This is a genomic window from Thioclava sp. 'Guangxiensis', from assembly GCF_045348365.1.
Lineage (GTDB): Bacteria > Pseudomonadota > Alphaproteobacteria > Rhodobacterales > Rhodobacteraceae > Thioclava > Thioclava kandeliae.
Genome location: NZ_CP155824.1, coordinates 80,925 through 94,817 on the forward strand (window position 1 = coordinate 80,925; position 13,893 = coordinate 94,817).

The following is a 13,893-nucleotide window of genomic DNA, read 5'->3' on the forward strand; positions in this document are numbered from 1 at the left end:
AGCATCACGCTCTCCTTTTGGCAAGGCGCGGGTTGAGGGCGTCGTTGAGGCCCTCGCCGATCAAGTTGAAGGCAAGAACCGTCAGCAGGATTGCCACTCCGGGGAAGAAGCTGATCCACCAAGCCTGATTGAGCACGGTCCGCCCCGCGCCGATGATATAGCCCCAGCTCATGATATTCGGATCTCCCAAGCCCATGAAATCCAGAGCGCTTTCCGTCAGGATCGCGGTGGCCACCATCATCGAGGCCAGCACGATTACCGGAGAGATGGTGTTGGGCAGAATCTGGCGGCGGATGATGGTCAGACCCGACTGGCCCGAAAGCTGCGCGGCCTCGATAAACTCCCGGTGGCGCAGCGCCATGACCTCGCCGCGCAAGAGACGCGCCACGGGCGGCCAGCTGACAAGGGCGATGGCGGTGATGATCGACCAGATCGAGGGCTCGAAGATCGCCACAAGCACAACGGCAAAGGCGAAGGACGGGATCACTTGGAAGAACTCGGTGATACGCGAGAGGACATCATCCACCCAGCCGCCGAAATAGCCTGCCAGCGCCCCGATCGGGATGCCGATGGCGAGGCTAACTACCGTCGAGATCACGCCCACGAGGAGCGACACATAGGCCCCATGGGCCAGCCCTGCGGCGATATCGCGGCCCAGAGTATCGGTGCCCAGAGGCGTCATCTGGTCCTGGAACGGCGCCACGAAGGGCATGTTGACCATATCCCAGGGCGAGGTCGGAAAGAGGAAGGGCGCAAGGATCGAGCCCAGCAGCACCACGGCCAGAATGACGAGCCCCACAACCGCGCCGCGATTGCTTGCATAGGCTTTCCAGAAATCTTTCATCGCATGCTCCTTCAGGCCAGCCGGATACGCGGATCGACCACGCGGTAGACGAGATCGGTGAAGAGGTTGAACAGCAGCACCAGCGCCGCCGAGACGGTGAACACGCCCAGAAGCAGGTTGTAATCGCGGCTCTGGAGCGCCTCGAACATCAGCCGCCCGATGCCGGGCCAGGCAAAGACCGTCTCGATCAGCACGGCGCCACCGACCAACTGGCCCGCATGCAGACCCGCGAGTGTCACCACCGGCAGGATCGCGTTGCGCAGCACATGGCGGCGCTGGATCACCGAGGACTTCAGCCCCTTGGCGCGGGCGGTTTTCACGAAATCGAGCCGGTTGACCTCGAGCATCGAGGCGCGGGTGATACGCACATAGGTCGCCATGAAGAACAGCCCCAGCGTCACCGCAGGCAGCACGAGGTGTTGGGCGATATCCCATGCGCGGGCGAGACCCGTGTAGCTTGATGCCGCCGTCTCGTAACCGAAGGCCGGAAACCAGCCGAAATTAACAGAGAAAAGCAGCACCGCCATCAGCGCCATCCAGAAGAGCGGCGTGGCATAGAACAAAAGCGCGACGGTGGAGATGATGCTGTCGGACCAGCGACCCTGACGGGCTGCGGCCACCACACCTGCCAACACACCGAAGGCCAGCGAAATGACGAAGGCCGAGATCGACAGGATCAGCGTGGCCGGCAGCCGATCGAGGATCAGCGAGGCAACGCTCGCCTGCTGGCGGTAGGAATAGCCCAGATCGCCTTGCGCGAAATGCGCCAGATAGGTCCAGAGCTGCACATAGAACGGCTGGTCCAGCCCGAACTGGCGGCGCAGATCCTCGATGAATTGCGGGTCGGCGTCACCGGCCTCGCCCGCCATCACCAGCGCGGGATCGCCGGGGGCCATATGGATCAGACAGAAATTCAGGACGGTAATGGCGAAGAGGATGATCACGATCTTCACCACGCGCCCGATCAGGAAACGTAGCATGAGAGGGAGGCTCGTTTTGGTCGGGGGAGGTCCGGGCGCGCGCGGCGCCCGGAAAATGCGTTACTTCTCGATCCAGGTATCGCCCAGCGAATTGCCGATACCGAGGCCGGTATTCACCAGATCATGGACCTTGCAATCATAAAGCGTGGGGAAGCTGAGCTCCTGCAGCCATGCCACCGGCACATCTTCCTGCAGCTTGGTCTGGATCTTGGTGTAAAGCGCCTGACGCTCGTCGTCACTTGCCGCGACCGCCGCCTCATCGAACCATTTGTCGATATCGGCATTGGAATAGCCCTCGACATTGGCAAAGGGATTGCCCTTTGTGATCTGGCTCGTGATGTAGTTACGCGCAACCCCCAGAGCCGGATCGCCATTCTCGTAGAGATAGGTAAAGGCGATATCGTAATCCCATTGCGAGGTCTTCTGGTTCCAGCCCGCCACATCGGTGGATTCGATCTCGACCGGAATACCGACCGCCGAGAGGTTCTGTTTCACCACCTCGGCCCAGCGTTGCCACGTCTCACCGTAAGGCAGCGGCAACAGGCGCAGCGGCTTGCCGTCATAGCCGATCTCCTTCAGGAGCTCTTTGGCCTTTTTCGGATCGTAGTCATATTGCGGATCGACCTTGTCATAGAAGGGGATCGTCGAGGTGATCGGGCCGCTGGCCACCTTGCCATAGCCGTTCCAGACGACTTTCTGCATCAGGGGGCGGTTGAGCGCATACATGACCGCCTGACGGAACTTCACGTTATCCATCGGCGCGGTTCGATTATTGAGCCACAGGAAGGACATGGGCGCGTTATATTCCCACCCCTTCTCGGTGGTGCACACGCCCTCTTCCTTGGCCAGACGCGGAATGTCGAAGTTTTCCACCGAGCCCCCCGGCAGGACCGAAACGGTGCGGGTCTCGAAGGCCGTCGCACGCGAGGCGGCATCGGGGACAACGTGATAGACGACCTCATCCAGATGCGGCTTGCCCGCCGCCCAGTAATCGGGGTTTTTCACCAGATCGATATAGGCGCCCTTTTTCCATTCCTTCAGCTCGAACGGACCGGTGCCCACGGGGTTGTCGTTATTGGGGTTCTTGGCGAAATCGGTGCCCTCGTAGAGATGGGCAGGGATCATCGGCGCCAGCGTATAGGCGAAGGACCGTATGAACGGACCATAGGGCGCATTCAGCTTGAAGACCACCGTATGGTCATCGGGAGCATCGATAGTCTCGACATGGCGCATGACCTCGCGCCATTTCGGGTTGGTCTCGGGGAGAAGCTTGGTGAAGGTGAACATCGCGTCCTTCGACGAGAAGGGTTCGCCATCCGAGAATTTCACGCCCTGACGCAGATGGAACGTATAGGTCAACGCGTCATCGGAGACCTCCCAGCTCTCGGCCAGAGAGGGCATCGGCTCGAGTTTGTCATTATAACGCAAGAGGCCTTCATAGATCGAACCCGCCACCAGAAGGCTCGGACCATTGGTAGTAATGCCGATAAAGAGGCTGGGCGGTTCGGGCTGCACGACCAGATCGAGACGTCCACCCTCGACGGGGGTATCCTGCGCGGTAGCAACACCGGCGCTCAGGCAAAGCGATAGCGCCAACGCTCCTCGGCGGAGCGCAGTAGAATAAATCATGGTTTGGACCTTCCTGTTGATATGGCCGTGTGGTCCGGCCTTAAATAGGGGCGGCACATACGCACCTGTCCCCGAGGGTCATTCCCGAATTGCTGTCAGGGCGATGGGCGTCACCCTGGAAGAAAGCTTGCGATGGCCCATCCGCGTTGTCGAATTATATCGGGCGATCCGTCCCATTAGTCTGCGCTATGGGGGATCGGATGCGGTTATGGGCCGGTCGTAAAAGGCCCTGATCACAGGACGGAACGGCCATAGACACGATCCTCGGGAGGACGGGTCTCGACCTGTTCGGTGAAGATGCGGTGCAATTCCTCGGCGATGCGTGAACGCAGCGGGGCTGGCTGTGTTACAAAATAGACCCCCGCCTGCGGGGTGCTTTCATAGGGCGGCAGCCGCCAGAGCCTGCCTGCCGCGCAGTCGCGCTCGACCACATGCACGGGCAACGGGCCGATACCGAAGCCCGCAATCACCATGCGCTTGATCTCCTCGAGATTATGCGAGCGCCCTACCAGATCGGGGTTGAGCCCGCAGCGCTGGCGCAGCGCCGTCAGTTCGTGGAGCGCACGGTTGCTGCTTTCGGCAAGATAGCCCACCGAGGAAAACCCCTCGAGATCGCTGACCGACAGGCCCTCGCGCCCGAAAAGCGGATGGGTCGGACCGCAATAGAGCCCGAAATGTTCCTGAAAGAGCAATGTATAATCGAGCTGCATATTATTACTATCACCCACGACACAAACGCCCATATCAGCGCGTTTGGCCGCGACCATGGCCAGCCCCTCGCGCGAGGCCTCGACCTGAAGCGTCAGCCGCACCTGAGGGTGGCGCTGATGGAAGGTTGCCAGGGCTGCATCGAAATCGGGGCTTTCCACATGCGAGGCCAGAACGATGGTCGCGTCTCCACTCAACACTTTCTCGGCCTCGCCCAGAGAGGCAGGCAGCCGCGAGACGGTGGCTGTGATCTCGAGCGCCTCGCCCAATAGCGCACGGCCGGCCTCGGTCAGCTCGAACATGGTCGAGGACCGCTCGATCAGCCGGTAGCCCACCTGTTCCTCGAGCCGCTTGAGGCTGCCCGAGACGGCGGGCTGGGTCAGGCACAGCCGCTGCGCGGCATCGGTAATCGAACTGGATTGCGCGATGGTGACGAAACTGCGCAGCAGGTTCCAGTCGAGATGCGAAAAGCCGATATCTTTCATCCGGAAAATCCCCTTCTGCTCCGGCGCGGTAGCACCAGAGCCTGCAATATGCTCAAGGGCGCCAAAGAGCGGCACTCCGGTCAAGGGGATCCTGTATACAACCCGAGGGCAATCAGCGCCGAAAACGGATCTGCTTAACGAAGAGGCAGCGCTCGGGGCTGACTGCGCTTAATCCATCACTCGGACTCAGCCGCCTCCTGCACCAGATCCAGCAGGATATCCGCCCCCTTCGCCGCCTGATCGGGGCTGCACCATTCGGCCTCGCTATGCGAGATCCCGCCCCTGCAGGGCACAAAGACCAGCGCGGTCGGGCAAAGCGCGCAGAAACTCAGCGCATCATGGGCGGTCAGTGTGGGCATCCGGGTGGCGGCATATCCGCGGGTCGCGGCGGCGGCCAGCCCCTTGCCGATCAGAGCCTCGTCAAAGAGGCAGGGCTCGCGGTAATGGCGGTGATCCAGTTCGATCACCAGCCCCGTCTCGGTCGCGATCCCGGCGCAGGCGGCCTCGATCCGCGCAACGGTTGCCTCGCGGATTGCCGGATCAAACCCCACGATCGCCCATGACAGCTTGCTCAGATGCGGGATATTCACACGGTTATTGGGCCAGTTCTCGATAACCGAGGCGCTGACCGTCCCATGAGGTTCGATACTGGCACCGATCGCATCAATCGCCAGCACCAGCTTCGCTGCCGCGGTCAGCGCATTGCGCCGTTTGGACATGGCCAGCGTCTGGGTATGGCCGTTCTCGCCACGGATCGTGGCATAGCCCGAGCACATGGCCGAGGAGCGCGTGACCATCGCGATGTCGAGGCCCGCCTCTTCCAGCTCCGGCCCCTGCTCGATATGCAGCTCGAAATAGCTGTGCGGCACAGCGCCCGGCACGGGGGTCGTGCCTGCCGCGCCGATCCGTGCCAGTTCGCCCTCAACGCTCGCACCCGTCGGATCGGTCCGCGAGAGCGCCTGCGTCAGATCCAGCGCGCCGGTATAGACCGCCGATCCCATCACGCCCGGCTGGAACCGCGCGCCTTCCTCATTGGTCCAGTTCACCACCTCGATCGGGCGGGCCGTGACAGTCCCTGCCGCATCGAGCGCACGACACACCGCAAGCCCCGCAAGCACCCCCAGAGGCCCGTCGAACTTCCCCCCCGGAAGCTGGGTGTCGAGATGGCTGCCAATCACGACAGGGGCCGCCTGCGGATTGCGCCCCTCGCGGCGGGCAAACATATTGCCGATCCGGTCCACACGCAGCGCGAGCCCCGCCTCCCTTGCCCAATGGGCAAAGAGTGCGCGCCCCTCGCGGTCAGCCGAGCTGAGCGCACCGCGCATCGAGCCACCCGCCGCTGTGCCACCGATGGCACCCAAGGTCATCAGATCCGCCCAGAGGCGCTCCTTGTCGATCCCGCCAAGCTGTGTCCTGCCATCCATATCCGCGCCTTTCCCCTAGCTTTCGCCAAAGGGAAACACGGAATGCGGCACAGCGCCAATCAGGACGCGCGATAGGGGCCATCGGCCAGATCTATGCGAAGGCCGGAGCACCAATGAAAAAGGCGCGGAGACATGCTCCGCGCCTTTCAACGTTCTGGTGCTGGTCGCTTAGTTGGCGCGACGCGGCTGGGCGGCATCCAGCTCCTTGCGCATCTCGGTGACCTGATCGACCGAGACGGGCTTGGCGCCATTGCCCCAGCTGTTGCGGACATAGTTCAGGATATCCGCGATCTGCTGGTCGTTGAACTTCCACGCGAAGGAGGGCATGCCCGCCGCTGTCTGACGATACTGGGTATAGGGCGCGCGGGCCCCCACCAGCATCGCGTGGATCATGCTGGCCGCATCATCCGACTGGAAGCCGGTGTTGCTTGCAAAGGCGGGGATCATCCCGTCGATGCCTTCACCGTCAAGACCATGGCAGGCCGAGCAGTTGACTTCATATGTGTCGGCCAACGCGGATTTGGCATCGCCCAGATCCATCGGTTCGGCGGCTTTGTTGGTCGAGGCCGGAACCGATTTCAGATAGGTGGCCATCGCCATCGCATCATCTTCGGTCATGTATTGCAGCGAATGCTCGACCGCTTCGGCCATCGGACCACCGGCAGCCCCGAGGCTGTTGATGCCCGTGCGCAGATATTCGGCGATCTCCTCGGGCGAATGCTGCCCAAGGCCGACCGCGTCATTCGAGGTCAGATCGGCTGCATGGTAGCCTTCCAGCGGCGCACCCCAGAGATACTCGTCCGATTTCTCGGCGCTCAGGAGGTTACGCGGGCTGTGGCAGGCCGAGCAGTGGCCGGGGCCATCCACAAGGTATTTGCCGCGGTTCCATGCCTCGTCCTTGGACGTATCCGGCTCGAAGCCGTTATTGTCGAAGAACAGCATATCCCAGCCAGCCATCGCTAGGCGGATATTGAACGGGAAGCTCATACCGCCATTCTCGTCGATATCATTCTTCACCGGCTTGATCGTGGACATATAGGCCCAGAGATCATGCATGTCCGCATCGCTCAGCTTGGCATAGGCGGTATAGGGCATAGCCGGATAGAGGAGACCATGCGAGCCGATGCCCTGACGGACGGCGTTGAAGAAATCCCGCTCGGTCATCTTGCCGATACCGGTATCGGCATCGGGGGTGATGTTCGAGGAGACGAGCGTGCCGAAGGGCGTCTCGATCTTGTAGCCACCGGCGAAATCGCCTTGGCCTTTGGTGTGGCAGGCCGCGCAATCGCCCATACGCATGACATACTCACCACGCGTGATGGCGTCTTTGTCATCCGAATGGAAATCGGCCAGTGCCACTTTGTCATCCGCAACCGAGGAGCGCTGCGTGTTGAGCGTATTATACGCCCAACCGCCTGCAACTACCGCGCCGACCACGACGATCGCGCCAATCGTGACGCCAATTTTCTTGCATTTCGACATGGATCAGCCCTCCACCAGCGGTGCGGGATTGTTGACATATTTCTCGTGGATTGCCTGTGCGGCACGCACGGCAAGTGCACCCACGGTCACGGTCGGGTTGTAGCCGCCATTGTTCGGGAAGGCAGAGGCGCCGACGACGAACAGGTTATGGCAGTCCCAGCTTTGCAGATAGGGGTTGAGCGCCGAGGTCGAGCGATCCGCACCCATGACCGCACCACCGATGGTGTGCGAGCTATGCTGCTTGTAGGGATTCCAGCTTTCGGCCGCCTGGTTATCGGTCGAGATGCCTTCGGCACCCGCCTCGATCATGATCTCCTTGGCCTTCGCGGTCATATAGGCAGCCATGTCACGGTCGTTGCGGTTCCAGTCGAAGGTCGTGCGCAGAAGCGGCTGACCATGACGGTCCTTATAGGTCGGATCGAGCGACAGATAGGCATCGCGGGTCGATTGCGAGGTGCCCTGAACGAAGATGTTGCCCGCTTCCTGATAGTCGCGCGCATAGGCTTCTTTCCACTCCGAACCCCAACGCTTGGAGCCGGGACGCAGACCGTTCATCTTGGCGATCGGACGCCCGTCGGTCGAATAGCCCATGATGCCCGCACCGCCGATGAAGTTCAGACCGGTATGGTCGAAGTTATCGCCGTTGAAGTCATCGATCTGCACGCCAAGCGCACCGGCACCGACAAACGGGTTCATTTTCGCGCCCGGGAAGAAGCCCGAGACAGAAGCGCAGGTCTGGTAGTTGTAGTTACGACCGATGGTACCCGTTTGGGTCTCGGGGTCGTATTGGGTGCCGACCTGGCTCAGCAGCATCAGGCGGACGTTGTCCATCTGATAGGCGGTGAAGACCACGATATCGGCCTCCTGGAAGCCTTCCTCGCCCTCGCGGGTGACGAAGTTCACGCCCTTCAGGGTCTTGCCGTCTTCGTGTTTAACACCATGCAGCACTTCGGTCTCGGTCAGAACTGTGAAGTTCGGACGACGCATCAGCACCGGCAGGATACAGGCCTGCGGCGAGGATTTCGAGAAGTTGCCACAGCCGTGGAAGTCACAGAAGCCGCAATAGGTGCACGGCCCCATGGTGACGCCCAGCGGGTTCACATAGGCCTGGCTGAGGTTACCGGCGGGAATGGTGAAGGGATGGTAGCCCATGCCGTTCACGGTCTCGCGGTATTTTGCCATCCATGCGCTGTCTTTCAGCGCAGGCGTCGGATACTCGCGCGAACGCGGACCTTCGAAGACGTTACCACCCTCGAATTTCTGGCCCTTGATATTGCCAGCCTTGCCCGAGGTGCCCGCGATCCGCTCGAAACGGTCGTAATAGGGTTCCATATCCTCATAGGTGACACCCCAGTCCTGCAGGTGCAGGCCCTCGGCGCGCAGGCTTTCCAGCTTGGCCGAACCGTAACGCTCTGCGGTCTGGGTCGCGACCTGGAAGTCCCACGGCGTGAAGCGCCAGGACATCCCTGCCCAGTGGGTGCCGGCACCGCCGACGTTCCATCCGAACTGGTAGGCGTTCCAGTTGCGCACCGGAGCCGCGGTCTGGCCCGAGTTGTTACGGAAGGTGGTGGTTTCCACGCTCATCGGCTGCAGCATGGAACGGCGGGTATGCCATTTCAGCTCGTCAGGATCGACGGCGGGAGGGAAGTCGGTCGAGGTATCGCGCCATGCGCCACGCTCGATCGCGACCACGTTCAGACCTGCGCGGGTGAGCTCTTCGGCCATAACCGAACCGGCCCAGCCGAGGCCCACGATGACCACATCGGCCTTAGGACGTTCAATCGTCATAATAGTATACCTTCCGAGATCAGTTCGACGGGATCAGGGAGACGGTGGTCAGCCCCAGATCCTCGTTGTGGCGGTCGATATAGGGGCGGTAGTCATAGCGCGCGCCGGGGAAGCCGATCATCTTCCAGCCTGCCATATCCTTGTTGCCACCGTAGATCGGGTCCGCCAGATAGCCTTCGCGGGCGTTCTGCAACATCAGCTCGAAGAAAGCCTGACCGTTGACGTCATCGCCAAGATCGATCTCTCCGGCTTCCAGACCGCTCAGGATCTCGTCGATCCGGTCGGGCGAGAGCGCATGGAAGGCTGCGTTATCATTGGCCTGTGCATAGGCTTCGAGTGCCTTCAGACCCGTCTCGTAACGCTCGCGGGGCGAAGTCAGGAATTGCGGCGAGCCCATCAGCATCTCTTCGTTCTCGGGGCGCAGCGGGCCCTGAAGATAGAGTGCCTTGCCCGAACCGTAATCTCCTGCAAGCTGGGCATCCAGGAAATCAACGCAACCTGCGTCGCTTGCCGAGGGGCCGTTATCATCTGCGGGGATCAGGCGGTCGAAGACAGCAGTGACGGTCTTTCGGTCGGTCTCATTCGTAAGGACCTGCATAGCACCACCGCGACGCACAGGCGTCGTCAGGTGATCCGCACTTTGTGCAGTCTGGGCGGGAAAGCCCGAGAGTTCGGCAGCGGAGGATTTGCCTGCCAGAACCGTGGTCGTACCGGCGGCCAGTGCGCCAAGAGACCAGAGCGCTTCACGACGATTCATTCGGTTGGCTCCTGTTATAGGTTGCATCGTTCAAGCCAGATAGCGCACATTCACCGAAGATCACGCAGGCGTGAGGTGCGGTTTTGGCGTGGCAGACCGGAGCCAGAGGTCCAAAGCCATGAGGGGCTTGCGCTTCCGTCGGGGGGAGCCGACAGTGGGGAAGACAAGTGGTGCAGGCGACTGGACCCGCAACACCGGATATCCAAGCTTTGGCCGCTCTGTAGAAAGCGGAAGAGCGTTCAACAAGGTCTCAACTGTATAGTTTTGTATACCGCCGTCATTTCACTTCTTCAGGCCATTTAAACATCTAACGCTGACACATCATTTTGAGGCGAAAAATGATGTATACGCAGCTTATCAATTCTGATGTCGCCGAAACATTGACATATCGCGCGTATTTTTACTACTTGCTCGATTGATCCATCACATGGCCGAGTCACAATGAAACGCGCAACGATTGCAGATCTCGCACGCGAGTCGAATGTCAGTAAATCCACCATTGACCGGATCCTGAGCGGTCGGGGGTCGGTGAAATCGACCACCGTCGAACATGTTCTAGCTGTCGCCGAACGGATCAATTTCCATGCGACCGGCGCGATCCGGACGCAGCTCAATGACGGCACCGAGCCACGCGTTCTGGGGTTCGTCCTCAACGCGCGCGAGCGGGGCTTCTACCGCGATCTGGCCGAACATGCCCTGCGCCGCGTCGCGCGTCAGCCACGGATGCGTGCTGTGGTGCGTCATGTGCCCTCGCCCGACCCGGACCTGATGGTTTCGGCACTGATGGAACTGGCCCAAGAATGCGATGCCATCGCCTGTGCCTCGGTCGATGATCCGGTGATCAGCGAGGCGATCTCCGAGCTTGCGAGCCGCGGCATTCCGGTCTTTGCCCTGATCACCGATCTCTCGGCGCCCGAACGCGCGGGATTTGTGGGAGCCAATGAATGGCAGCTGGGGCGTAGCGCGGGATGGTTCATGTCGCTCCTTGCCCCCGAGGGTGGCACCATCGCGGTGCTCGACGGCTCGCATCGCTATACCAGCCAGCAATCCCAGAATGTCAGTTTCCGCGCCTTCCTGAACGGCGCACCCGCACAGTATCGCATTCTCGACAGCCGCTCGACGCAGGAGAATGACGGCATGGCACAGCGCATCATGACCGAGTTGCTGGAAGAATATGGCGCCGATCTGACCGGTCTGTTCGTGACAGGCGGCGGCATAGACGGGGTGATCGCTGCCCTTGAAGCGGCAGGTCCGCGCGGCCCCCGCCTGCGCGTCATCGCCAACGAACTGACCGAGCGCTCGCGCTCCGCGCTTCGGCGCGGACTGATCGATGTGCTTCTGGTCCATCCGGTGCAGGATATGATCGATGCCTCGATCGATGTGATGGACGAGGCGATCCGTGCGCCCGACAACGCACGCCAGATCCAGCGCACCCTGCCCTTCCGGATCATGATCAGCGAGAGCTGCTGACCTCCGGCCCGCCGAGATCCAGATAATCGCTGGGCAGCGCGATCTGGATCGCCGTCTCCTCGATCTCCACACCTTTCGGCAGGATCCGGTGATGACGGGCGAAATGCTGTGCCACCCGCCGCGCATCGAGACGGAAGTTGTGATGGAGCACGAAACTCAACCGACCCTGACGCAGGAGCGTCTCGTTGGTACGGTCCAGATCATGCGCCGCAAAGACCTGCGGACTACGCCCCGCCTCGTCGAACGCCTCCAGTATCGCGCGGTTGGCGCCGCCAGTGGAATAGACGCATGAAATGTCGGGATGCGCGGCCAGCGTCTGCGCCACGAGCGTCCTGGTGGTCCGGTTGACGCCCTGCCCGTCCGACAGCGTGACGCAGCGCATCTGTGGCGCGATCTGCGCCAGACAGGCCAGAAACCCCGTCCGGCGGCTTTCCTCGCCCTCGAACATCTGGCTCGATTGCGAGATCAGCACCCGTGCGGGCCCCGGCCCCATCATCTTCGCCATCAACCACGCAGCCCTGGCTCCCGCGCGGCCATTCTCCATGCCCACATAGGCCAGACGGCGGGCGGGCGCGAGATCGGTGACATAGCTCACCACCGGAATGCGCTTGGCGGCCAACAGATCCAGCTGTGCCTCGATGGCAGGCGTGGCCGGTAGCTTCACCATCACCCCATGGCTGCCACGCTTGGCGATGGCCGCGATCTTGGCGAGGATCTCGCGCTCGGTCATCACCTCGGCCAGATGGAAGCGCGCACGGATGGCGGCAGGCTTGGTCAGCGGCAGCTCGCTCTCGAAGGCCGCACGCACCGGATTGGTAAAGCGCAGCGGCGCCTGCATCACGATATCGATGGTCAGCCGCGTGCCCAGAGCCTGCGCCTCATGGGCCTGCGCCTCCAGCTCCTCGATGGCCTGCGCGACCCGCTGCGCGGTCTGCGCGCGCAGATGCGCCCGCCCATGCAGGGCACGGTCGACGGTGGCGGCGCTGAGCCCCGACTGAAGCGCGATTTCCTTGACGGTAAAACGATGGGCCATCTTCCGATTTGAGGTGATTTTGAGGTGAATGGCAACTACCCGTTGCACCTTTTGCACGACACTCTGGGGCCATCAGGAGGAGGACCCCATGACCATTCACCACGCCACCCGCCACCCCCCCGTCTGGATTAGCGCAAAGGATGCCGATTTCGCGACCTTCAGGGCGCAGGTCGAGCAGAGCACCGATCCCGCCACCGTGCCCCGTGCCAGCGAGGTGGTCTGCAACATACCGATCTATGAGGGCGCATTCGTTGAGACCTGCGCCACCAGCACCGATGCCGGACGCGATCTGATGGCCGAATGGGCGCGGGTCTTTGCACACGGGGCGGGGATCATCGTGATCCGGCAGGCTGTGCCCGACCACGCCGTCATCGACCGCGCGAGCGACGTTTTCGATGCGGTCATCGCGCACGAAAAGGCGGCGGCCATGGGCGGCGGCGACCATTTCGCCAAACCCGGCGCCAATGACCGGATCTGGAACAGCCTCGAGAAACACTGCCTTGCCGACCCCGAGAATTTCGCCCGCTATTACGGCGCGAGCGCGCTCGCCATGGCGGCGCTGGCATGGATCGGGCCCGATTACCAGATGACCGCGCAGGTCAACCGCGTCAATCCGGGCGGGGCGGCGCAGACGGCGCATCGCGATTACCATCTGGGTTTCATGACGCCCTCGCGCATGGAGGACTATCCCTCGCATATCCATCACGTCTCGCCGATGCTGACGCTGCAGGGGGCGCTGGCGCATTGCGATATGCCGCTCGAGACGGGGCCCACCCTGTTCCTGCCCTTCTCGCAGCTCTTCTTCGAGGGCTATCTGGCCTATACCGAGGCCCCCTATCAGGACTATTTCGCGCAGCATCACGTCCAGCTGCCCTTGAAGAAAGGCGATGCGGTCTTCTTCAATCCGGCTGTGATGCACGGGGCGGGCCGCAATGTGACCGAAGACAGGTTCCGGCTCGTGAACCTGTTCCAGATCTCCTCGGCCTTTGGTCGTGCGATGGAAAGCGTCAATCGCGACGCGATGGTGCGCGCGCTCTATCCCGCACTCTCGGGCATGGCCCCCGATATCCGCCGCAATGCGGTGGCTGCCGCGGCCGAGGGCTATGCCTTCCCCACCAATCTCGACAGAAATCCTCCGATTGGCGGGCTTGCGCCGAAATCACAGGCCGCGCTCATGCTGCATGCCCTGGAGGAGGATCTGGACACGGCGCGCTTTGCCGCGATGATGGACGATCTGGTATGGAAGAACAAAAGCTGAGCCATAACGGGCCATGTGAAGCGCATGGCCCGTTC

The 13,893-nt window shown here is 61.9% G+C and carries 11 protein-coding genes; 2 read left to right on the forward strand and 9 right to left on the reverse strand.

Annotation, left to right across the window (positions count from 1 at the left end; genetic code table 11):
• Window positions 1-4 precede the first annotated feature (4 nt).
• The 8 genes from ABEB22_RS17670 to ABEB22_RS17705 form a co-directional block, all read right to left on the reverse strand.
• Window positions 5-844 (reverse strand): ABC transporter permease, encoded by an 840-nt coding sequence (locus tag ABEB22_RS17670; protein WP_339115240.1) that lies wholly within the window; start codon window positions 842-844, stop codon window positions 5-7.
• An 11-nt stretch (window positions 845-855) separates the two neighbouring features.
• Window positions 856-1,824: an ABC transporter permease gene (locus tag ABEB22_RS17675; RefSeq protein WP_339115241.1), complete on the reverse strand. Its 969-nt coding sequence runs from the start codon at window positions 1,822-1,824 to the stop codon at window positions 856-858.
• A 60-nt stretch (window positions 1,825-1,884) separates the two neighbouring features.
• Complete coding sequence (locus ABEB22_RS17680; protein WP_349295150.1) at window positions 1,885-3,453, reverse strand: ABC transporter substrate-binding protein; 1,569 nt, start codon at window positions 3,451-3,453, stop codon at window positions 1,885-1,887.
• A gap of 233 nt (window positions 3,454-3,686) precedes the next feature.
• Window positions 3,687-4,646 carry a LysR family transcriptional regulator gene (locus ABEB22_RS17685; protein WP_350938893.1) on the reverse strand — a complete coding sequence of 320 codons (960 nt, stop codon included), beginning with the start codon at window positions 4,644-4,646 and terminating at the stop codon, window positions 3,687-3,689.
• Between the two features lie 176 nt (window positions 4,647-4,822).
• Entirely contained in the window at window positions 4,823-6,070 is a 1,248-nt protein-coding gene (locus ABEB22_RS17690; RefSeq protein WP_349295151.1) for a Zn-dependent hydrolase, read from the reverse strand.
• 168 nt (window positions 6,071-6,238) lie between these two features.
• The gene (locus tag ABEB22_RS17695) at window positions 6,239-7,552 is read right to left on the reverse strand and encodes a c-type cytochrome (protein WP_339115245.1); all 1,314 of its coding nucleotides are present in this window, start codon (window positions 7,550-7,552) and stop codon (window positions 6,239-6,241) included.
• A gap of 3 nt (window positions 7,553-7,555) precedes the next feature.
• Window positions 7,556-9,340, reverse strand: a complete 1,785-nt coding sequence (locus ABEB22_RS17700) for a GMC family oxidoreductase (protein WP_339115246.1) — start codon at window positions 9,338-9,340, stop codon at window positions 7,556-7,558.
• A gap of 19 nt (window positions 9,341-9,359) precedes the next feature.
• Entirely contained in the window at window positions 9,360-10,097 is a 738-nt protein-coding gene (locus ABEB22_RS17705; protein WP_339115247.1) for a gluconate 2-dehydrogenase subunit 3 family protein, read from the reverse strand.
• Window positions 10,098-10,538: 441 nt separating this feature from the next.
• Between ABEB22_RS17705 and ABEB22_RS17710 the strand changes: the two genes are divergently transcribed.
• Entirely contained in the window at window positions 10,539-11,567 is a 1,029-nt protein-coding gene (locus ABEB22_RS17710) for a LacI family DNA-binding transcriptional regulator (protein ID WP_339115248.1), read from the forward strand.
• On the opposite strand, the gene ABEB22_RS17715 is transcribed toward ABEB22_RS17710, so the two are convergent.
• On the reverse strand, window positions 11,551-12,600 hold the full coding sequence (locus ABEB22_RS17715; RefSeq protein ID WP_339115249.1) for a LacI family DNA-binding transcriptional regulator: 1,050 nt from the start codon (window positions 12,598-12,600) through the stop codon (window positions 11,551-11,553). The two genes, ABEB22_RS17710 and ABEB22_RS17715, sit on opposite strands and share 17 nt — an antisense overlap.
• A gap of 88 nt (window positions 12,601-12,688) precedes the next feature.
• Here ABEB22_RS17715 and ABEB22_RS17720 point away from each other — a divergent pair, with 88 nt between their 5' ends.
• Window positions 12,689-13,858, forward strand: coding sequence for a phytanoyl-CoA dioxygenase family protein (locus tag ABEB22_RS17720; protein WP_349295152.1), 1,170 nt, complete (start codon window positions 12,689-12,691; stop codon window positions 13,856-13,858).
• Window positions 13,859-13,893 lie beyond the last annotated feature (35 nt).

Excerpts from the sequence above, each read along its gene's own strand:
- ABEB22_RS17710 (WP_339115248.1), top strand. The coding sequence starts at position 10,539 with ATGAAACGCGCAACGATTGCAGATCTCGCACGCGAGTCGAATGTCAGT.
- ABEB22_RS17695 (WP_339115245.1), bottom strand. The coding sequence starts at position 7,552 with ATGTCGAAATGCAAGAAAATTGGCGTCACGATTGGCGCGATCGTCGTG.
- ABEB22_RS17720 (WP_349295152.1), top strand. The coding sequence starts at position 12,689 with ATGACCATTCACCACGCCACCCGCCACCCCCCCGTCTGGATTAGCGCA.
- ABEB22_RS17675 (WP_339115241.1), bottom strand. The coding sequence starts at position 1,824 with ATGCTACGTTTCCTGATCGGGCGCGTGGTGAAGATCGTGATCATCCTC.
- ABEB22_RS17680 (WP_349295150.1), bottom strand. The coding sequence starts at position 3,453 with ATGATTTATTCTACTGCGCTCCGCCGAGGAGCGTTGGCGCTATCGCTT.
- ABEB22_RS17685 (WP_350938893.1), bottom strand. The coding sequence starts at position 4,646 with ATGAAAGATATCGGCTTTTCGCATCTCGACTGGAACCTGCTGCGCAGT.
- ABEB22_RS17715 (WP_339115249.1), bottom strand. The coding sequence starts at position 12,600 with ATGGCCCATCGTTTTACCGTCAAGGAAATCGCGCTTCAGTCGGGGCTC.
- ABEB22_RS17670 (WP_339115240.1), bottom strand. The coding sequence starts at position 844 with ATGAAAGATTTCTGGAAAGCCTATGCAAGCAATCGCGGCGCGGTTGTG.
- ABEB22_RS17705 (WP_339115247.1), bottom strand. The coding sequence starts at position 10,097 with ATGAATCGTCGTGAAGCGCTCTGGTCTCTTGGCGCACTGGCCGCCGGT.
- ABEB22_RS17690 (WP_349295151.1), bottom strand. The coding sequence starts at position 6,070 with ATGGATGGCAGGACACAGCTTGGCGGGATCGACAAGGAGCGCCTCTGG.
- ABEB22_RS17700 (WP_339115246.1), bottom strand. The coding sequence starts at position 9,340 with ATGACGATTGAACGTCCTAAGGCCGATGTGGTCATCGTGGGCCTCGGC.